The 20,848-nt window shown below is 53.2% G+C and carries 17 protein-coding genes; 9 read left to right on the top strand and 8 right to left on the bottom strand.

Features of this window, described 5'->3' with window-relative positions; genetic code table 11:
• Together FW415_RS23375 and FW415_RS23370 are read left to right on the top strand one after the other, a co-directional pair.
• The gene (locus FW415_RS23375; RefSeq protein WP_148389522.1) at positions 1 to 1,404 is read left to right on the top strand and encodes a hypothetical protein; all 1,404 of its coding nucleotides are present in this window, start codon (positions 1 to 3) and stop codon (positions 1,402 to 1,404) included.
• Positions 1,405 to 1,483: 79 nt separating this feature from the next.
• The gene (locus FW415_RS23370; protein WP_148389521.1) at positions 1,484 to 2,293 is read left to right on the top strand and encodes a hypothetical protein; all 810 of its coding nucleotides are present in this window, start codon (positions 1,484 to 1,486) and stop codon (positions 2,291 to 2,293) included.
• A 238-nt stretch (positions 2,294 to 2,531) separates the two neighbouring features.
• Here the strand turns inward: FW415_RS23370 and FW415_RS23365 are convergent, their stop codons facing one another.
• From FW415_RS23365 to FW415_RS23355, 3 genes are read right to left on the bottom strand one after another with little or no spacing between them, the layout of a single operon-like run.
• Positions 2,532 to 3,476, bottom strand: coding sequence for a UDP-glucuronic acid decarboxylase family protein (locus FW415_RS23365; protein ID WP_148389520.1), 945 nt, complete (start codon positions 3,474 to 3,476; stop codon positions 2,532 to 2,534).
• Positions 3,477 to 3,485: 9 nt separating this feature from the next.
• Entirely contained in the window at positions 3,486 to 4,799 is a 1,314-nt protein-coding gene (locus FW415_RS23360) for a UDP-glucose/GDP-mannose dehydrogenase family protein (RefSeq protein ID WP_148389519.1), read from the bottom strand.
• A 7-nt stretch (positions 4,800 to 4,806) separates the two neighbouring features.
• Positions 4,807 to 5,934 carry a DegT/DnrJ/EryC1/StrS aminotransferase family protein gene (locus tag FW415_RS23355; protein WP_148389518.1) on the bottom strand — a complete coding sequence of 376 codons (1,128 nt, stop codon included), beginning with the start codon at positions 5,932 to 5,934 and terminating at the stop codon, positions 4,807 to 4,809.
• A gap of 131 nt (positions 5,935 to 6,065) precedes the next feature.
• On the opposite strand from FW415_RS23355, the gene FW415_RS23350 reads away from it, so the two are divergent.
• Positions 6,066 to 7,304 carry a 3-deoxy-D-manno-octulosonic acid transferase gene (locus FW415_RS23350; RefSeq protein WP_148389517.1) on the top strand — a complete coding sequence of 413 codons (1,239 nt, stop codon included), beginning with the start codon at positions 6,066 to 6,068 and terminating at the stop codon, positions 7,302 to 7,304.
• Positions 7,305 to 7,332: 28 nt separating this feature from the next.
• Here FW415_RS23350 and FW415_RS23345 read toward each other — a convergent pair whose 3' ends face one another.
• Positions 7,333 to 7,572, bottom strand: coding sequence for a hypothetical protein (locus FW415_RS23345; RefSeq protein ID WP_148389516.1), 240 nt, complete (start codon positions 7,570 to 7,572; stop codon positions 7,333 to 7,335).
• Positions 7,550 to 8,380 (bottom strand): hypothetical protein, encoded by an 831-nt coding sequence (locus FW415_RS23340; RefSeq protein WP_148389515.1) that lies wholly within the window; start codon positions 8,378 to 8,380, stop codon positions 7,550 to 7,552. The genes FW415_RS23345 and FW415_RS23340 overlap by 23 nt, the downstream gene beginning before the upstream one ends.
• Before the next feature lie 89 nt (positions 8,381 to 8,469).
• Here FW415_RS23340 and FW415_RS23335 point away from each other — a divergent pair, with 89 nt between their 5' ends.
• A complete protein-coding gene (locus tag FW415_RS23335) occupies positions 8,470 to 9,039 on the top strand; it encodes a thymidine kinase (RefSeq protein ID WP_148389514.1) in 570 nt (189 codons plus the stop codon).
• Positions 9,040 to 9,041: 2 nt separating this feature from the next.
• On the opposite strand, the gene FW415_RS23330 is transcribed toward FW415_RS23335, so the two are convergent.
• Entirely contained in the window at positions 9,042 to 9,527 is a 486-nt protein-coding gene (locus FW415_RS23330) for a GtrA family protein (RefSeq protein ID WP_148389513.1), read from the bottom strand.
• 172 nt (positions 9,528 to 9,699) lie between these two features.
• Positions 9,700 to 11,190, bottom strand: a complete 1,491-nt coding sequence (gene accC / locus FW415_RS23325) for an acetyl-CoA carboxylase biotin carboxylase subunit (RefSeq protein WP_148389512.1) — start codon at positions 11,188 to 11,190, stop codon at positions 9,700 to 9,702.
• A 58-nt stretch (positions 11,191 to 11,248) separates the two neighbouring features.
• Between accC and FW415_RS23320 the strand changes: the two genes are divergently transcribed.
• Positions 11,249 to 11,914 (top strand): heme exporter protein CcmB, encoded by a 666-nt coding sequence (locus FW415_RS23320; protein WP_246858846.1) that lies wholly within the window; start codon positions 11,249 to 11,251, stop codon positions 11,912 to 11,914.
• 68 nt (positions 11,915 to 11,982) lie between these two features.
• Here the strand turns inward: FW415_RS23320 and FW415_RS23315 are convergent, their stop codons facing one another.
• On the bottom strand, positions 11,983 to 14,883 hold the full coding sequence (locus tag FW415_RS23315) for a triple tyrosine motif-containing protein (RefSeq protein WP_148389510.1): 2,901 nt from the start codon (positions 14,881 to 14,883) through the stop codon (positions 11,983 to 11,985).
• 183 nt (positions 14,884 to 15,066) lie between these two features.
• Between FW415_RS23315 and FW415_RS23310 the strand changes: the two genes are divergently transcribed.
• The 4 genes from FW415_RS23310 (at position 15,067) to FW415_RS23295 (ending at position 20,805) form a co-directional block, all read left to right on the top strand.
• The gene (locus FW415_RS23310; RefSeq protein WP_148389509.1) at positions 15,067 to 18,126 is read left to right on the top strand and encodes a TonB-dependent receptor; all 3,060 of its coding nucleotides are present in this window, start codon (positions 15,067 to 15,069) and stop codon (positions 18,124 to 18,126) included.
• Positions 18,127 to 18,184: 58 nt separating this feature from the next.
• Positions 18,185 to 19,717, top strand: coding sequence for a RagB/SusD family nutrient uptake outer membrane protein (locus tag FW415_RS23305; protein ID WP_168208954.1), 1,533 nt, complete (start codon positions 18,185 to 18,187; stop codon positions 19,715 to 19,717).
• 196 nt (positions 19,718 to 19,913) lie between these two features.
• Positions 19,914 to 20,579, top strand: a complete 666-nt coding sequence (ccsA, locus tag FW415_RS23300; protein ID WP_148389507.1) for a cytochrome c biogenesis protein CcsA — start codon at positions 19,914 to 19,916, stop codon at positions 20,577 to 20,579.
• Positions 20,572 to 20,805, top strand: coding sequence for a CcmD family protein (locus FW415_RS23295; RefSeq protein WP_148389506.1), 234 nt, complete (start codon positions 20,572 to 20,574; stop codon positions 20,803 to 20,805). Before ccsA ends, FW415_RS23295 begins: the two co-directional genes overlap by 8 nt.
• Positions 20,806 to 20,848 lie beyond the last annotated feature (43 nt).

The following is a 20,848-nucleotide window of genomic DNA, read 5'->3' as shown; positions in this document are numbered from 1 at the left end:
ATGAAACAACAATCATTGCTTGTTCTCTCAGTAGCATTACTTTTTGCTGCATGCCGTAAAGACGGTAAAAATGAACAGGCCGAGATCCGTGACCTGGATGCTTCCAGCAGCACCGTTTCCGCCTGTGGTTTGAATTATGGCCCCGTAGATCTGCCGGATATCATCAGTGGTAACCGCACGTTGTACAAAGACACGATCTACCTGCTGGATGGCAAAACCTGGGTGAAAGGTGGCGCCCTGACGATCCAGCCCGGCACTGTTATCCGCGGTGTGAAGAAAACATTGCCCCAGGATGCATCTGCCCTCATCATTACCCGTACCGCTACGATCGAAGCGCCCGGTACCGCTTCCTGCCCCATCATCTTTACCTCCAACGAAGCCTCTCCCGCTCCCGGCGACTGGGGTGGAGTAGTGGTACTGGGTGATGCGCCTATCGCAACACCCACTGGCGTTGCGCAGATCGAAGGGATCGATCCCCCGGGTGTGCCTTCCGGTCTTGATTTCACTTATGGCGGAACAACAGCAGGCGATAATTCCGGTACACTGCAATACATCCGTATTGAGTACGCCGGTGCTGTAATTGAAGAAGGCAACGAACTGAACGGCCTTACCCTCGGCGGTGTAGGCTGCGGCACTACAATGGACCACATCCAGGTACTGCGTGGCGCAGATGACGGCTTCGAATTCTTCGGTGGCGATGTGAACGGTAAATACCTGTTCTCTTATGCCAATAACGACGACCAGTTCGATTTCGACTTCGGCTACAAGGGCAATCTGCAGTTCATCGTATCCATCATCAATCCGAGTGTGGAGTATGCTGCAAGCAATTCCAACGGCATTGAAAGCGATGGTGCTTCCACTCGTCCCGTGATCTCCAACATGACCATGGTGGGCGCCAACAACTGTACCGTGTCCACAGCCAACCAGCTGCTCAACGGCGTGCGCCTCCGCAACAATTCACTGGCGGTGATCCGTAATTCCGTGATCTACGGTTACCCCACCGGTATCAGAATGGAAAGCGCTACCACTATCGCATCGCTGGATACCAGCATGCTGTGCGGTACAAATGTGACCAAAACTTACCTGTTTAACAACAACGTGCAGGCATGTGTGACACCGTTCGCCACATTTGTTCCGCACTCCAGCACTACTGCTGAAACTATCGCAACACTGGGCCTGACCAACGAATTCCCTGTGAATCCGTTGCTCTATTTCACCACTGCTGCGTTAACCCCCAATGCTGCGGCTGCCAACACCGGCACACAGTACTGCGGCCTGACACCGCTCAACTGCGGTTTTACATATGATTCCCTGACGATGAAAGGTGGTGCTGTAACCCCTGCCGGTGTAAACTGGATTCAGGCTGGTTATGCTTCAGGCAGCGGATGGATCAAGATGCAGTAATCATCCGAGTGGTGATGAATTAACTGAATACAGGGCAGGTACTTGCCTGCCCTGTACTTTAAACAGAAAATATCCGAACATGCATAAAATCAACATTGCTTTTTTCGCACTCCTGGTGCTTTTGACCGCCTGCCAGAAAGAAGGCGTTTTCCAGGAACAGTTACAGTACGCAGACGTTACCATCAGCTGGGCCTACAACCCCAACCCGGGCGTGCCCTATGCCGTTGAACTGAATGGCGGCCTGCTCACAGACAGCCTGATCTATAATGATCCGGAAGGCAGGCACAATATTATCATGAAACGGTTTGCACTGACCGCCAACAGTGCGCATCTTGTGGTGAAAGAAGGAGCGGAAAAGCTCGTGATCCTGGATACCATGGTATCCGTTACCAATAAAACCGCTTTGCGGTTATTGCAATTGCAGCCAGGCGGGCAACCGGTGGTGACCAGCGGCGAGGGGGAAGCAGAACCTGACCCCGAGAGCCGTGATATGACGAAGCTGCAATTGATCTACATGCACCCGAAATTTCCGGATTCCATCTTTGTGGATTTTTTCGGGTTCAACATGGCAACATGGGAAATAGACACACCTTATATGCAGCGTTTCCTGCTGAAGCGGGGTGTGTTCAGCGAATACAAATCTTTCCGGTTTATACACGGGATGAATATGGCCTTTTTTATGGACGTGCGGGATGCCGCTACCGGAGAAATGATACATGGATATGATATAGATGCCTTCCAGGGATTCGTGAGCAGCATCTCGAATTTTACCGGCAAGCCCTTGCCCGATGCCAAACTAATGACCGCGATCGTAGACTGGGGAGAAGAAGATAATCCTAATGCTCCCAATATAGCTTATGACTATGCCCTGTTCTTCCAGAACTGGTAATTGTTAACCCGCCCCCGTATAAAAGCAAAAGGGTGTTGCCTCAAAAGTAATTTGACGGGCTGAGAACCGCGTAAGCGAAAACTCTTCCCATCAGGTACCTGAATAAAAACCAGGTAGCATCACTTTTGAGGCAACACCCTCTTTTATTTGGGCCGCTGCCGGTGTTGGCAGCCGTTTAAGCGATTAGCCCCTTTTTTGATGATTTTCTCTCGTTTGCAGTATTTGCGCCGCAGCGGGATTATTTCCCCAATGCTTCCCTGAAGTAGTCGTAAGTGATCTTCAGCCCCTCTTTTCTGTCCACTTTCGGTTCCCAGCCCAGCAATTGTTTTGCTTTGGTGATGTCCGGCTTGCGTTGTTTGGGATCATCTTTCGGCAGGGGATGGAACACGATCTTCTGCTTTGTGCCGGTGAGCGCAATGATCTCTTCCGCAAATTGCAGCAAAGATATTTCCGCCGGGTTGCCGATGTTCACGGGGAGGTGGTAATCACTCAGCAGCAGGCGGTAGATGCCTTCCACCAGGTCGTCCACATAACAGAAAGAGCGGGTCTGCGAACCATCGCCAAACACGGTGAGGTCCTGCCCCGTAAGCGCCTGGCTCATGAATGCCGGCAATGCGCGGCCGTCATCGAGGCGCATGCGGGGACCGTAGGTGTTGAAGATGCGGATGATGCGGGTATCCACGCCATGGAAATTATGGTAGGCCATAGTGATGGATTCCATGAAACGTTTGGCTTCATCGTACACACCGCGCGGGCCTACGGGGTTCACATTGCCCCAGTACTCTTCCGGTTGCGGATGTACGTTCGGGTCGCCATACACCTCGGAAGTGGATGCTACCAGTATGCGGGCTTTCTTTTCCTTGGCGAGGCCGAGCAGGTTGTGCGTACCGAGGGAACCTACCTTCAGCGTCTGTATCGGCATTTTCAGGTAGTCGATCGGGCTGGCGGGTGAGGCGAAATGCAGGATATAATCCAGTTCGCCCGGCACATGCACGAATTTCGTTACATCATGATGATAGTATTCGAAATTCTTCAGCGGGAAAAGATGCTCGATGTTTTTGATGTTGCCGGTCAGCAGGTTATCCATCCCCACAACACGAAATCCTTCCTTTATGAAGCGGTCGCAAAGATGTGAGCCGAGGAAACCGGCCGCACCGGTGATCAATACACGTTTATTCGTCATAGTAAGGGATTAGAGGGTTGAAGGTTTACGGCCTACGCTTTCGTAGAAGAAGCCCAGTTCCTGCATGCGCGGTACTTCGAAGAGGTTGCGGCCGTCGAATACCACTTTTTCTTTGAGGGTGTCCGCAATTCTGTCGAAATCAGGTGTACGGAACACGCTCCATTCCGTAGCGATGATCAGTGCATCGGCCTTGTCGAGCGCGGCGTACTGGTTTTCCGCATAGGTCACCTTGTCACCGATCACCCCTTTAACATTGGCCATGGCTTCCGGGTCGAATACGGAAACGGTGGCGCCTTCTTTCACCAGGGCGTCGATGATATATAAAGCCGGCGCTTCGCGGATATCGTCTGTATTGGGTTTGAATGCCAGGCCCCACAGCGCGAAGTGCCTGCCTTTCAGATTGCCTTTGTAATAGGCGCTGATCTTCGGCAGCAGGAAGAGTTTTTGTTTCTCGTTCACGTCCATCACGGCATCCAGGATGCGGAAGTCGTACTGCACTTCCTGGGAGGATTTCACCAGCGCCTGCACATCTTTCGGGAAGCAGCTGCCGCCGTAGCCGATGCCGGGGAAGAGGAAACGTTTGCCGATGCGGTCGTCGCTGCCAATGCCTCTGCGTACCATATCCACGTCCGCTCCCAGCTTTTCGCAAAGGATGGCGATCTCGTTCATGAAGGATATTTTGGTGGCGAGGAAAGAGTTGGCCGCGTACTTGGTCAGCTCGGCGGATTTCTCATCCATATAAATGATAGGGTTGCCCTGGCGTACGAACGGAGCATACAGGTCGCCCATCACTTTGCGCGCCCTTTCGGAAGAGGTGCCGATCACTACACGGTCGGGTTTCATGAAGTCTTCCACGGCAACGCCTTCGCGCAGGAACTCGGGGTTGGACACCACATCGAATTCCACTTTGGCGCTTTTCAGCACCGCCGCATGTACTTTGTCTGCCGTGCCTACGGGAACGGTGCTTTTGTCCACGATCACCTTATAGTCCTGCATCAGTTCGCCCAGCTGGTCTGCCACGCGGAGGATGTAGGAAAGGTCAGCGGAACCGTCTTCTCCCGGAGGAGTGGGTAATGCCAGGAAGATCACCTGTGCTTCACGGATGCCCTCTGCCAGGTTGATCGTAAAATGCAAACGCCCTTCTTTCAGGTTACGTTCAAATAACTTTTCAAGGCCTGGCTCATAGATCGTGATCTGGCCGGCGGAGAGCTTGTTGACTTTGTTGATATCAATGTCTACACAAGTAACATCATTGCCTGTTTCTGCAAAACAGGTTCCGGTAACGAGTCCTACGTAGCCGGTTCCTACTACGGTAATTTTCATGCGGGGCTTAGTTTAAAAATGATTTAACTGATTCTATGATGTGATTTAGCTGGTCGGTATCCATTTCCGTATGTATCGGCAGGGATATTACTTTGCCGGTCAGGCTGTCTGTCACCGGCAGATGTTCTTCCAGGTCTGTCATGCCCGCGAACATTTTCTGGCGGTGGGCCGGTACGGGATAATAGATCATGGCCGGCACCTGTTTTTCCTGCAGCCATGCCTGTAACTTATTGCGGTCCGCGCCTTCCAGTTGCAAAGTATATTGGTGGAACACATGCAGCTGGTTGGGGGCCTGGTAAGGGGTGACGATCTGCGGGATATTGGCAAAACCCTCGTTATATGCTGTGGCTACGGCCCTGCGGGCGGCGATATATTCGTCCAGCAGTTGCAGCTTGATGCGCAGCACTACGGCCTGCATCGTATCCAGCCGGCTGTTTACCCCCACTTCATCGTGATAATAGCGCTGGGATTGGCCGTGATTGGCTACCATCCTGATCTTTGCGGCCAGGGCATCGTCATCTGTGAAAAGCGCGCCGCCGTCCCCATAACAACCCAGGTTCTTGGAGGGGAAAAAGGAAGTGCAGCCGATATGCCCGAAGGTGCCTGCTTTTTTGGTGATGCCTGCTTTTGTGGTATAATGGCCGCCGATGGCCTGTGCATTGTCTTCTATGACGTACAGGCCATGTTGCCGAGCGATCTCCATGATCGGCTCCATATCCGCGCTGTGGCCGTACAGATGTACCGGTACGATGGCTTTTGTTTTGGGTGTGATGGCCTTTTCTATCGCTGCCGGGCTGATACAGTATGTTTTTGGATCAATATCCACGAACACGGGTTTCAGGCGCAGCAGGGCGATCACTTCCGCTGTGGCAATGAAGGTAAAGGAAGGGGTGATCACCTCGTCTCCCGGCTCCAGGCCCAGGGCCATCATGGCTATCTGCAGGGCGTCGGTACCATTTGCGCAGGGGATCACATGCTTTGTGCCGAGGTATTGCTCCAGTTCCCGGGAAAATTGCTGCACCGGGGCGCCATTGATGAAAGCGGCGTTTTCCAGCACTTCCTGTATCGCTGCGTCTACCTGCGGTTTAATTTTACTATACTGGCGTTTGAGATCCACCATCTGAATAGGAACCATCGAGGATATCTTTTATTTTAGAGTCCGCAAATTTACAAAAATTGGGATAGGCAAGGGGACTATCTTTGTCAGGTATTCTATTTATTGAGTTAAGTATCAATTCTGTGGGTTTATCGATCTTGTTTTACAATTTGGGAATTCGCCTCTATAGGGCGGCTGCGGGCTTTGCCGCTGGTGTTGGCAATAACAAAAAGGCCGTTTTATGGCTGGAGGGGCGCCGGAATATGTGGCCCGGGCTGGCAACGGCCATGGAGGGGGACCAGCCTGTGGTATGGGTGCATGCCGCGTCCCTGGGGGAATTCGAGCAGGGGAGGCCCGTGCTCGAAGCCATCCGGGAGCAATATCCCGGCCACCGCATCCTGCTGACCTTCTTTTCCCCTTCCGGATATGAAGTGCGGAAAGACTACCCTGGGGCGGATTACGTCTGTTACCTGCCGCTGGACACCCCGGAGAACGCCCGGCGCTTCCTGGACCTGGTGAAACCCCGGCTGGCCATTTTCATCAAATACGAGTTCTGGCATCATTTCCTGTCCGGTCTGAATGCCCGCAACATACCGGTGCTGCTCATTTCCGGCATTTTCCGCCGGGACCAGCCCTTTTTCCGGGTCTATGGCGGCCTTTTCCGGCGGTTGTTGCAGGGAATGGACCATCTCTTCGTGCAGGATGAGGATTCCCTTACCCTGCTGCACAACATCGGCATCCAGCACGTTACGCTCGCCGGAGATACACGTTTTGACAGGGTATGGGCCCTGCGCAACAATCCCGTGAGGTACCCCAATGTCCGGCGCTTCCTGCATACGGACAATGTGCTGGTGGCCGGCAGCACCTGGGAGGAAGACGAGAAGCTGCTGGCGGAATGGTGGTATAACGGCGGCCGGCAAAACCGCCAGCTCATCCTTGCCCCGCATGAGATCAGCGAAGCCCGCCTGAAACAGATCGAAACCTTGTTCCCCGATGCCGTACGTTATTCCGTATGTGGACAAAGCACCCGGGATGCCGTGCTGCTGGTCGATAACGTGGGGATGCTGTCCGCCCTCTACAACTACGGGCGTATTGCCTATGTGGGAGGAGGTTTCGGGAAAGCGGGCATCCACAACCTGCTGGAACCGGCGGCCTATGGCAAACCGGTGATCATCGGGCCGGTGTACCACCAGTACCATGAAGCCAGGATGCTTGTTCAGCTCAAAGGCGCTATGGTAATAGATAATGTGGAGGGGCTTCAGCGGAACATTGCGGCGCTGCGGGACGAATACTACTACCGGCAGACGGCGGAGATCAATACCCGTTTTGTGGAAGAGCACCAGGGGGCTACCCGGAAGGTGATGGATTATATTCAGGAAAAAGGCTTCCTGACGGTCGTGCAGGAATAGCGTTTGCCGGCCGGGAGATGGATAATGATCAGGAAAAACGCTTTCTGACGAGCGTGTAGAACTGTTTCACCAGCGGATCACTTTCTTCCCAGCCCAGTTTTATCTTCAGTTCCCTTTCGATCCAGTTTTCCGCTTCCAGCAGGGATGTGCTTTCGTTGATGGTCTTGACAGACCGTTCGTACATCGTTTTGTCGCTGCGGAAAAGCTCCTGGATGAACTGGAATTTGTCATTGATGCCGATGGCCTCATTCAGATTTTTTATGCCCATGCCGCCCGAGCCGGTCTGCCAGTTCCACTTTCCCGTTGTTGCGCAGGGCGTCATTGAGGGAGGGGGCACTTTTGGAGATGAGCTCGTTCAGTTCCTTGCGGATGCCGGTAGGCGCATCTGCGGCTGGTTTGTTGCCTTGCGCCTGGCTCGTTTTCGGAGCTTCAGCGGGGGATGACGGTGACTGGCCGGTGTTATAGTCTTTATCAGCAGGCGGAGCCGGTTGATGCGGTGCATGCGGATGCATGGCATTGCCGGTGTTGTTATAAGAAGGTGTTGACGGCGGTTGTTGTTGCGGCACGTACGGATGTTCTGTTCTGCCGGTGTTATGGGAAGGCGGTGTAACCGGTTGTTGTGCTGCCTTGCCAGCGTCATGATCATGACGGGAAGCAGGTACCGGCGGTTGTTGCGCCGTTCCGGCGTTATGATCGTGATGGGAAGACGTGGCGGTATGCAGATGATCAGGCTTGTGCACAGGCGTTTCCTGCTGCCGTTCCTGCGGTGGGTCGAACAGTGTTGCGGCCTGTTCCTGCGGACGGGGTTTCACCGGCACTTTGTGCTGCGCATAACCGTTCTGCGTGGCCATATCCTGTGAAACAGCAGCTGCATTCCCCGCGGCGGGCGCAGGCGTATGCGCAGGTAAAATGACCGCTACATGTCTGTGCCCCTTCGTTTCCTGCTGCCTTTGCAGATTGCGCTGGTGGAGGATCTCCGCCTGCAGCAGCTGCGTGTAGTAGGAGATGGTCTGTAAACCCGCATCGGAATTTTTCAATTCCTGCAATTTGTCAATTAATGCACTTATCTTTTCCATGCCTTAATTGTTAACGTCATCTGGTAGAAATTATTTTAATTGCACTAAGTTATACTATTTTAACAATTTAATAATCAAAATACTATAATATGTTTATTGAACCTTCTCTTACAGGAGGTCGCAGAGGTTGGATAGAGGTGATCTGCGGTTCGATGTTCTCCGGGAAAACGGAAGAACTGATCCGCAGGCTTAAACGCGCGAAGATCGCGAACCTCTCTGTGGAGATATTCAAACCGGCTATGGATGTACGGTATGATGAACAGAACATCGTATCGCACGACGAATCAAAAATACTCTCCACCCCGGTGGACAGCTCGCAGCAGATACTGTTGCTGGGGCAGGGGGTGGATGTGGTGGCGATAGACGAGGCCCAGTTCTTTGATATGGAATTGCCCAATGTCTGCGATCAGCTGGCGCTCAGCGGTATGCGTGTGATCGTGGCGGGGCTGGATATGAATTTCCAGGGCGAACCCTTCGGCCCCATTCCCAACCTGCTCGCCAAGGCGGATTACATCACGAAGCTTCACGCCATTTGTGTGCAATGCGGCAATATCGCCACGCATTCCTACCGGACGAGCGCTGACAAAAATATGGTGCTGCTGGGAGAGAAAGACCTGTACGAGCCCAGGTGCAGGCATTGTTACGAATATGTACGGTGACCTTACCGGTCAACCTCCACCTTTACCTTGAAGGTGAACTTCTTTTGCGTGATATAGCTGAAACATACCACCAGTATGGTTGTCAGTATCTTTGCAATGGTCGGGTAAAAATGGCAGACCTCCACAAAGAATTTCATGAATATATAGTTGAAGAGCAGGCAGATGCCCACCAGTATGAAATACCGGATCAGCTGTACGCGCCCGCGAAGGTTGGATTCGGAGAAAACAATGTATTTGTTCAGCAGAAAACCCGTAGGAAAGCTGACAATAAAGGCCATCAGCACCGCCGCGATATGCGGACTGATCGTCAGGAAAGGCAGATGCAGCATTTCCTTGTTCAGGATGAAGTTGTAGCTGATAAAGAACAGGAAGATATCCAGCAGCGTATTGCCGCCGCCGCAGGCCAGGTAGCGGAAGGTCTGGAAAGGCATTACCCGGGAGAAAGGCTTATAAAAGAAGGCCAGTATGTTAAGGATCAACTGCTTCATTGCTGATTTGAACGCGGCAAAGATAAGCCCTTCACGCTAATATGAAAAGATTACGGTATTTTTTAACATACTATATATGATAATATTTGCTGTTGGGCTGCCGTATCCCTAGCCCCAGGTGCTGATTCCCGCCTCCGTGGGTATGAGTTCCTTAACGGCTGCCGGCCGCGCCTTAAAAGGTTCTCCTTTTTTTCCATTGCGACCTGGCCCCCCGGGCCTCCTGCGGGGCAACCGCCTGCGCCACGGGCGTTGCCTGCTGCCAGATCTGTGCCGCTAGTATGGCCGCTGCCCTGGCAGCATCTTCATCCGTTGTTTCCAGCGCCTGCGGCGTGAAATATTTGTTGATGAAATTCGTATCGAACCGGCCGCTGATAAAAGCTTCCTGCTGTAACGCCCATTTGCCGAAAGGCAGTGTGGTGCGGATGCCGGTCACCCGGTATTCATCTATCGCGCGTATCAGCCGTTCCCTGGCCTCCTCGCGGCTGGAGCCCCAGGCAATGAGCTTGGCGATCATGGGATCGTAATAAATGGGGATCTCCATGCCCTGCTCATACCCATCGTCTACCCGCACGCCGTACCCCTGGGGGCGGATGTAGGTATGCAGGGTACCGGTATCCGGCAGAAAGTTGTTGGCCGGATCTTCCGCGCAGATGCGCAGCTCGATGGCATGGCCGTTGATCCGGAGGGATTCCTGCGTGAAGGAGAGCTGCTCGCCCCTGGCAATACGTATCTGCTCCTTCACAAGGTCCAGCCCCGTGATCATTTCCGTGACGGGATGTTCCACCTGCAGGCGGGTATTCATTTCCAGGAAGTAGAAATTGAGCTGCTCGTCTACCAGGAACTCCACAGTGCCGGCGCCATAGTAGTTACAGGCCCTGGCCACATCCACTGCGCATTTGCCCATGGCTTCCCGGATGGCCGGCGTAAGGCAGGAGGAGGGTGCTTCTTCCACCAGCTTCTGATGGCGCCGCTGAATGGAGCATTCCCGCTCAAACAGGTACACGCAATTGCCGAACTGGTCCCCCAGCACCTGTATCTCTATATGACGCGGAGCGCCCACATATTTCTCGATAAAAACCGCATCATCCCCGAAAGCGCTCAGCGCCTCGCTTTTGGCCAGGCGGATCTGCTCCTCCAGCTCACTTTCCTGCTGCACTACCCGCATCCCCTTGCCGCCGCCGCCTGCGGACGCTTTGATGAGGATCGGGAACCCGGTCTTCTTTACCACTTCCCTTGCTTCTTCCACGCTTCGCAACGGTGTTTCCGTGCCGGGGACCATCGGTACGCCGAACTGCTGTGCCGCCTGCTTTGCGGCCAGCTTGCTGCCCATGATCTCGATAGAGGCCGCAGCGGGACCGATGAACGTTAACCCTGCATCCGCCACCATCTGCGCGAACCGGGCATTCTCACTCAGGAAACCGTAGCCCGGATGGATCGCATCAGCCCCCGTTTCCCTGGCCACGGCAATGATCTTGTCTCCCAACAGGTAACTCTGGCTGGACGGGGCCGGACCGATGCACACCGCTTCATCTGCATACTGAACAAAAGGCATCAGCCGGTCGGCCTCAGAAAAAACAGCTACGGTAAGGATGCCCATTTCTCTTGCCGAGCGCATAACGCGGAGGGCGATCTCGCCCCGGTTGGCTACTACGATTTTTTTCATAGGGGCTAAAGTTAAGGGATTTAGATTTTTCCGGCGCTGTAATAGTATCTTTGATCCCGTGAAAACGAAACCTGTCTCCCGGATCATCGCCCTCGTTAAAAAAGACCTCCTGCTGGAATGGCGGCAGCGCCACGCGTTGTTCGGCATCCTGCTGTATGTGTTCTCCACCGTGTTTGTGATCAACCTGATGGTGAAAGAGCCGGAGGAAAATATCTGGAATGCCATGTTCTGGGTGGTGCAGCTCTTCGTTTGCGTGAATGCCGTGGCTAAAAGTTTCCTGCAGGAAAGCCGGGGACGCTTGCTGTACTATTATTCGCTGGTTCATCCGCGTTACTTCATCGCCGCAAAACTGATCTATAATGTGTTGCTGATGATGTTCATGAGCGTGATTTCCCTGGTATGCTGCATCCTGTTCCTGGGCAATCCCATCATTCACCCCCTGTATTTCCTCGGTGTTGTGCTGCTCGGCGGCATCAGCCTGTCGCTCTTGTTCACAATGCTGGCGGCTATTGCGGCCCAGGCCAGCCAGAATGCCGCCCTCATGGCCATTATGGGCTTCCCGCTGGTAATGCCCATCCTGATGCTGCTGTCCAATATCTCCCGGGGCGCCCTCACCCCGGTGGTACAGCCGGGCCTGCCCGGCATGTTCCTCCTCCTGGGAGGGATGGATATACTGGTGATCGCCCTGGCGCTCATCCTTTTTCCTTACCTCTGGAAAGAATAGACCTGGCCTGTCAACTGGGCGGATCATACCAAAAATACCGGATCAGTATAAAGCAGAACTGATATGTATTACTGCAAACTGTCCAGAAAACTGCTGAAAGACTGGTTGCTTTCCAGCCCCAGTTTTTTCCTGATCCTGTAACGCCGGATCTCCACGCCCCGCACAGAAATGTTATGCAGCTGCGATATCTGCTTGGACGAGAAATTCAGGTGCAGGTACGCACAGATCTTCAGATCGCTTTGAGACAGGTTCGGGAATTTTGTTTTCAGTTTCTTCAGCAGATCGTTGTTCACTTCATCGAAATGCGCGGCAAACTCGTCCCAGTTCGCATTGCTGCTCTCCGCGCTTTTTACCAGCGCCATCAGCTTCTTCATTTCGTGTTCGCTGTCACTGGCGTGGTTCAGCCTGGACACCTGGTCTTTCAGCTTGCTCAGCGTGTCGGTATTTCCCGCGAGACGCAGGGTAGCGCTGGCCAGCTCCTTTTTTTTGAGCGCCACTTCACTGGCCAGTTTCTGGTTCTGCAGTGCTATGATCTCCTTCTCATTTTTCTCCAGCTCCAGCTGATGGATATATTCCAGCTGCCTTTTTTTCTCATCGAATTTCCGCTGCTGCCGGATCAGGGTTCTCTGGTGTTCCCGGGTCAGCAGGTAGAACACGGCGATGATAATAGCGGCGTAACCTGCCCAGGCCCAGGCGCTTTTGTACCAGGGCGGGCTGATGATAAAGGCGTATTCCAGCGCTTCGGATTCGTTATGCAGGTTGTCCCGCGCCTTTACCGCAAAGGTGTAGCTGCCTGCAGGCAGATTGGTATAGTCTTTTTCCGTCTTGTTGCTCCAGGCGGACCATTCCTGCTCATATCCTTTCAGCCGGTAGCTGTATTCGATGACGTTGGCCGAACCGTAGGCGGGAACGCTGTATTCAAAATGGAAGGCATTGAGCCGGGGAGGAAGCGTGTGTATCTCCAGCTGCTTCGGTGAAGAGGCCCCCGCGCCGCTTTTATAGAAGAAGCCGTTGGAGAGCACGCTGTCTGTTTTCCCGATGGCCTTTGCCTGGTTCAGGAACACCGTCAGGGGGCGTTTCTGGGAAACATATTTTTTAAAGTTGATGTGAATGGCCCCTTTTTCAGAACCGATGAAGACGTTCTCCGGGTTATACGGATAGATATTGTCGAATTTCGAGAGGATATGCGCTTCCACCTCCGGAAAGTAGGTGATAGCGAAGGGGCGCTTTGTACTGTCCGTTGTATATCGGGCAACGCCTACCTTGTTGCCGCTGCAAAACCAGATATTGCCTTCCGCATCCTCTTTCATGTACCGGATGGCCATTCCGTCGAAGACGGAGAGAAAGGAGCAGGGCACAAATTTCCCGGCATCCTCATTGAACTCGTAAATTCCTGATTCCGTGGAGAATACCACCCGGTTCTTTATCCTGAAAACGTAATTGTTGAAAGGTGAGGGAAGCCCGTCGGCTGCGGTAAAGAGCCGGCTGGTGTACTGCATGCTGTCCGGCGAGAGGTGAAGGCGGTATATGCCGCGGTAGGGGTGCGATGCCCAGATGTTCCCACGCTGGTCCAGCACCAGAAAACGATAGGAGTCCGACAGGCCCTTGAGCCTTCCGGCATATTCGAACCGGTTATCTTTGAAGCGCAGCAGGTCTATCCCCCAGTAACAGCCTACCAGTATATGTTGTACCGGGTAAACGGAAGACAGGGGCAGGAACTTCCATGAGCCTGTACCTTTTGAAATAGGGACGGCCACCTCGTCTTTGATGAGCATGGCACCCTTGTTATGGGTGACCAGCAACTGCTGGTTCACTTCTTCCAGTTGCCAGGCCTCGCCGTGATCGCTGTTGCGGATAAGGGAAAAATGGCTTTTCAGCAGGCCGGGGCCGGCGTTGTTGCCGGGAAGGGGAGCTGCATAAACGCCATTGGAGGTAGAGAGGTAGAGCTTGTTGTTGAAGATCAGGGTGGAATAACCGATGACATCGCTGACAATATCCGGGCGGATGTATTTGATCGGGGAATTATAGTTGATAAATGCTACCGCATTATCAACGCCTGCCCAGATATTTTTGTCTTTATCAACAAATAATGAGGTTACGTTGTTATTTTGAAGACCCTCGGCCACTGAGATCCGCTGGAGCAGGCGGTGACCGGCATCCCTGATCAGGCATCCTTCCAGCGCTGTGGCCGTCACGTATTCCGAATCATTGACCGGTAAAGTGAGCGGGGTGTACATGTCTTTGGCTGGAATTTGCTGTACGCGGCTGATGACATTTCCGTTCAGCGAAAAAGATACATTATTTAGCGCGGCAATACTACAATCACCATTTCCGGTTGGAAGAATGGAAACCACCATCACGTCTTGCAGTAAATGGCCATTTTCAAGGGGGACCCATCGGTTATTCCGGTATTCCAGCAGGCCGTTATCCCGGTCCTGCGCAAAAAGCCGGTTCCCTGCCTTCCCCAGAAAATACCACTCCTTTGTAGGGAGATACACCTCGATCCGTTCATTGTCCAGTTTGAAGATCCGGTCTGTAATACGGAAAAAAACGGATTTGCCGAAGATGACGGTGTTCCAGACATCCGCGAACTCCCGGTATTGCGGGGGAAGCAGCTTTTTGAGAGAGGTGTACCGGAGCGTGTGATTACCGCCGGTTTCAAAATACCCGATCTCATCCTGCCCGCCGGCGTAAATCCGGTTAGCGGAGTCGATGGCCATGGAACGGAGAACGGTTTTGTTCGGAAGAGGGAATAGTTTCCAGAAGCTGCCGTTGAAAGTGACCAGTCCCTCATCATTGGCAAAATACATCATCCCGTTACTGTCCTGATTGATATCCCAGGTACGGCTGCCTCCATGATACAGCGCCTTGTGATAGTTGACGACCAGGGGAATACCGGGCGTGTTTTGAGCAATGGCATAGCTGGCTTGTAGCAGTAACAAGGCTGAAATGATCAGCTGTTTTTTCATTTTGGACCTGATGTGGTAATGATGTAGTAATGATGTAACCTGAATTTACTGGAAAACAACGGTTTGGAAAAATATGATGTGGAAATGATGTAGTGAAATACGGCTTGTTTTCTTCCCGGACCGGTAATTTTGAAGGATTGTTTGGTTCCGCTTTCTTTAAGTTCTAAAAATAAATTTCCGCGTATGAAAAGATGTTTCCGCAGCTTCTTTATTTCCCTGCCCCTTTTATTGGGGATACTGGCATCTGCGCATGCCCAGGACAGGACTGTGAAAGGCAGTGTGTCGAGTGACAAGGGCGGCCCGGTAGCCGGCGCAACGATCGTGGTCAGGAATACGCCCGGGATCGGGACCATTTCCTCCGAGACCGGGAACTTCTCGCTTACCGTGCCCGGTTCAGCCGATTCCCTGGTGATCTCCGCCATCGGATTTATCAGGCAGACCGTTCCCATCTCTGAAACCATCAGCATTACTTTGGCATCATCCGGAGGTTCCAGTCTTGATGAAGTGGTGGTGGTAGGGTATGGCACCCAGCGCAAAGGGGACCTGACGGCACCCATCACCACCGTGAACACCGGGGAAATGCTCAAACGTACCACCTCCACGCCTATGGAAGCCCTTCAGGGCAGTGTTCCCGGCATACAGATCGTGAGCAACGGCGCCCCCGGCAGCTCACCGAATGTGCGCGTCAGAGGGATAGGATCATTCAATAACGAAAATCCGCTGTATGTGGTGGACGGGATGTTCGTGAATGATATCAGCTTCCTCAATCCTAACGACATTGCTGAAATGTCCATCCTCAAAGATGCCTCCGGCGCAGCTATTTATGGTGTGCGAGCCGCCAACGGCGTAGTGCTGATCACGACCAAAAAAGGCCGCTTCAACATGAAAACCCGTGTGACCTATAACGGTTACGTGGGCGTACAGGTACCCACCAATGTATTGAAAATGGCGAATGGTGAACAGTTCACCCGCTTCGCGCTGGAGAGAAGGAGCGCCCGTGACAGCGGTACGGTCAGGGAATCGGTTGCCCGTTATGGCGGCACTGGCCTGAGCCCCTCCACCAGCACGGACTGGTATGATGAACTGCTGAAAAAGCAGGCCCTGATCACGAATCATGGGGTGGACCTGCAGGGCGGTAGCGAAAAGGTGTCGTATGCCATGGGTTTCAACTACATGTACCAGGATGGCATCATGGAAGCCCGCAACAGCTTCCAGCGATACAATGTGAGGTTGCAGATGGAAGCCAACCCGTTCCCCTGGCTGAAAGTGGGCTTTACCTCCATTCTGACCAATTCCATCACCTTCTCGCCGAACAGCGCGGCATTCTCTGATGCCTTCTCCGCATCCCCGCTGTTCCCCGTGTATGATGAAAACAACACCAATGCATTTCCCGTAAAATTTGCAGCGCCTTCCGTGATAGGCCGGGATGATGCCAATCCGGCAGCGTCCGCTTATTATAATTATAACCGGTTAAAAAGCTTCCAGTTGCTGCCGAGCATATATGCGGAAGCCTCCGTTTGGAAAAACAGGCTTACTTTCCGCTCGCAGATCAACCAGCTGTATGCTTCCGGCCACCGTGTCACCTACGGTGAAGAACGCAACCTGGGCCCGGGCAGCGCAAGCATCATCCCGTCCAATCTCCAGTCTACCCAGGAACGCAATACCAATTATATCCTGGATAACCTGCTCACCTACCGGGACGGCAGCGGGCGTCATCACTGGTCGCTCCTCCTGGGCCAGTCTGTACGGGAAGAACGATGGAGACAAACATGGGTGTCCGCCAACAACGTTCCCAATGTAGAAGAATCCTGGTACGCCGGACAGGGCATAAGGGACCAGAATGGTTATAATGAAGATGGCAGCCGCAACGCAGGCTTGTCCTACTTCACCCGCGGCACCTACGACTATGATGAAAGATACTTGCTGACAGCTACTTTCCGTGCAGACGGCAGCTCCAAGTACCAGACCAAGTGGGGGTATTTCCCTTCCGTAGGCCTGGGCTGGGTGCTCAGCAAGGAGAGCTTTATGCAGGATCAGAAAATATTTGACTTCCTGAAGATCCGTGGCAGCTGGGGTAAACTGGGTAACGACGGGGTAACCGCGAACGCAGGATATGCCATTGTGAACACCGGCGCCGCCAACTCCGGTGTGTTTGGCAGCACTGCCGCCGCTAATGGCGATTATGTGTTCGGCTATACGGTAGACCGCTTTTTCACGGACATTACCTGGGAAGTGGTGACCGAATGGGATGGCGGTGTTGACTTCGAGATGTTCGGCAGCAAGCTGCAGGGTTCCGTCGATTATTACCACCGCACCACCAGCGATGCCGCATTCGACCGCCCCTTCGGGTTTACCTACGGCAGCATTTATGGTAACTGGGCGTCCATGGTCAACAGCGGGTGGGACGTTTCCCTGAGCTGGAGAGACAGGATCGGTGATCTGAACTTTACCATCGGCGGCAACTTCTCTACGTTGAAGAACAGGGTAACAGACCTGGGCTCGCTGCCCAGTTTAAATAGCGGTGTATTCCCCTTCATTGCTGAATTTCCCAACAGGATACAGGTGGGTTCACCGCTCCGGTATTTCTACGGGTATGAATTTATTGGCGTGTACCAGACCGCGGACGAGATCGCCAAAGATCCGGTAGCCGCTGCGTATAATGCTACGGCGAGCGCCAAGATCCAGCCGGGATGGCCGAAATATAAAGATCAGGATGGTAACGGCGTACTGGATAATGCGGACCGTGTGAACATCGGCAATTACCTGCCGACCCTGAACTATGGCTTCAACCTGGCGCTGAATTACAAGCAGGTAGATTTCAGCATCTTTTTCCAGGGCGTATCCGGTAACAAGATACTGAACCTGAACCGCGGCAAGCTGTATAAAGCATCCAATTCCCTGAATGTTGACGCGGAATTTGCCAGCAATATGTGGACGGGCCCGGGATCTACCAATGAATACCCTTCCGCGCAGGCTGTTGCAGACTCCTGGTTCAAGGTAGGCAATTCCTTCTTCGTGGAAAACGGGGCCTATCTGCGCATACAGAACATCCAGGCAGGGTACACTTTCAATCTCGGTAAAGAGAGCGGGTCCGGAAATATCCGGGTATTCGCTACGGCAGACAGACCATTTATTTTCACTAAGTACAACGGTTTCACTCCGGAGATCACCGGACCGGGTTACGATATGAATGTGTACCCCATTTCGGCTACCTACAGCTTTGGTGTAAGAGCAAGCTTCTAGCCGGTGTATTAAATAGTGGTTTATCAAAAGCAAAAAAAATATTCGTATGAGACCATACATGCAAATAACAGTTCTGTTGATCACAATTGCCGTGCTGCCCGGCTGCTCCAAGTTCCTGGACCGGCCACAGGAAAACGAGGCGCAGGCCACCAGGATAGATTATGCCAATCTCAGCCTGATGTATCAGCCGGTATCCGGGGTGTACAGCACCGCTACCAGGGGTACCTTCGCCAAATGGATCAGTGTGACGATCAGGTCTGTCCGCAGTGACGAGATCGAACCGGGGAATGACGATGCAGGCCAGATGGCTATCCACAACTACCAGAACAATGTAACGGTGAAGAGCTACTGGGGCATCAATGATATGTGGATCAGTTTATATGGCGTAGTGTTGTCCGCCAACAGCGCCCTTGCAGAGCTGACCCAGTTCGGCAACAACATTCCGGCAGGCGATGCCGCCAATCAGCAGCTCCTGGCCCAATACCAGGCAGAAGTCAGGTTCTGGCGCGCACTCGGGCATTACTGGGCTGCCCGGTATTTTGGGGATGTGCCCGTTCTGGGTGAGGAAAGCAACGACCCGAATGCGTTGAGCAATGCTACCAAGACCAGCAACGAGGATGTGAAGCAACATGTGATCGAGGAAATGGACTTCTGCATCGCCAACCTGCAGAATGTGCGCCCGAATGCAGCAACACCCGTTGGCGCTGTTACCCGTTACACGGCGCTCATGCTGAAAGCCAAAGCGGCGATGGACCTTGCCGGGAATGACAATGCAAGCCCGTACTGGGATGTGGTGCTGGACTGTACGAACACGATCATGACGGAAGGCGGTTTCTCGCTGTTTCCCGACTATTACCAGCTATTCAAGAAGCCCGGCAAGATGTCCAATGAATCCATACTGGAATTTCAGTATTCAGACTTTGGCCAGGCCTCGGGAGACATCGTAACCTCCGGCGGGGCGAATGAGCTGTGGGGGAATTTCTTCCTGTTCCAGGGCCCGGAGAATACCTACGGTATGCCTATCTCCGGCTCGGGCTGGATGGTGCCTACCCAGAAAGCCGTTGATTTCCTGGAAGGCAGGAACGATACGCTCCGGCTCCGGACCACCATTCTGCACTGCGGCGTAAACGGCGAACCGGGCACAACGGCATTTACGCCCGATGGAGACCCGGTTTCCGGCAATGTTGCCCGCAAGAAGTATTTCAACGGCAAGGCATATCTGCCCTCATCGCAAATGACCACCGGCCGTGTGGATTATTATGGCGCCAATAACAACGTGCGGGTTTTCCGTTATGCGGAAGTGCTGCTGATGAATGCCGAAGCAAAGGTCCGCAAAGGACAAAACGGGGATGCGCCGTTCAATGAAGTGCGTTTGCGCGCCAAACTGAATGCCATCAACGGCGTAACTTTGCAGAATGTGCTGGACGAACGCCGTGCGGAGCTGATCTGCGAATGGTGGGGGGAGCGATTCAACGATCTGTTGCGTACCGGCCGTGCCGCTGCCGAGCTGCCGGGTTTTGTGGCAGGCCAAAGCGAGTATATGCCCATCCCGCAGGAGCAGGAAGACAGGAATTCCAATCTTCGTAACTAGTTCATATCAGGTTGACGCGGTATAGCGGTTGCCCGGTTTGCCGGGCAACCGCTATACGTTTTTTAATGAAAATCGCCCGGCAGTATATGTTTTTCAAGTATCCGCGACGCCGTTGGAAGAACATCAAAATCGGCAAATTCCTTTGTGGTTAACGTTAAATCCTGTAGGTTTGCCACCACATATTTCAATTAGAACAATGGCTAAACATTGGTGGAAAATCCTCAGCGTAGCAATCCTGCTATACGTCATCATCGGAGGTTTCAGTGTAAGGGTGCCGTCCATCGGCAATAACCAGCAGGCTGCCCGCAGTATCTTCTTTCACCTGCCCATGTGGATGAGCATGTACACCCTCTTTTCGATTTCCGTGGTCAATTCCGTATGGTACCTTGCCACGAACGATCTGCGCCGGGATATCCGTGCATCCAGCGCCGCCAGCATCGGGGTGCTCTTTGGTGTGATGGGCTTCCTGACCGGTATGTTATGGGCCACCTACACCTGGGGCGGCACCATCGTGAACGATCCCAAACAGATGACCACCGCCATCGCCCTGACGATTTACCTGGCCTATCTCGTGCTGCGGCTGTCGTTTACGGACCTTGACAAAAGGGCGCGGGTCTCCGCCATCTTCAACGTCTTTGCCTTCGCATTACTGGTCCCGCTGACGTATATCATCCCGAGAATGGTGGAATCCCTGCATCCCGGCAGCGCCAGCAGCCCGGGTTTCAGCTCCGCCGATACGGAAGGGACCATCAAAATGGTGCTCTGGCCGGCCTTCATCGGATGGACCCTGCTGGGCATCTGGATCTATACCCTGCGGAACCGTTATAAAAGACTCGTTTTAAAAAATATCCTTCATGGCTAAAAGACTCAGCTATTTACTCTTCATCTGCCTCTTCTTTACCTTTACGGCAGTATTCGGCCAGGAAGCCGTTCAGCAGCAGAACACCGAAACCGGGCCGGTAAATGAATTCTTCCGGAGCGAAAGCAAAATATACGTGGCAGTAGGCGTACTGGTGATCATCTTTACCTGCATCGTATTGTACCTCGCCAGGCTGGACCGCCGCATCAGCAAACTGGAAAAAGAATAATACCACAACATAAACCAACCTCGCCAAACACACCAAAACAACA

The organism is Chitinophaga sp. XS-30 (assembly GCF_008086345.1).
Lineage (GTDB): Bacteria > Bacteroidota > Bacteroidia > Chitinophagales > Chitinophagaceae > Chitinophaga.
Note: the sequence above shows the minus strand (reverse complement) of the source record. Positions and strands in the feature narration are given on the sequence as shown.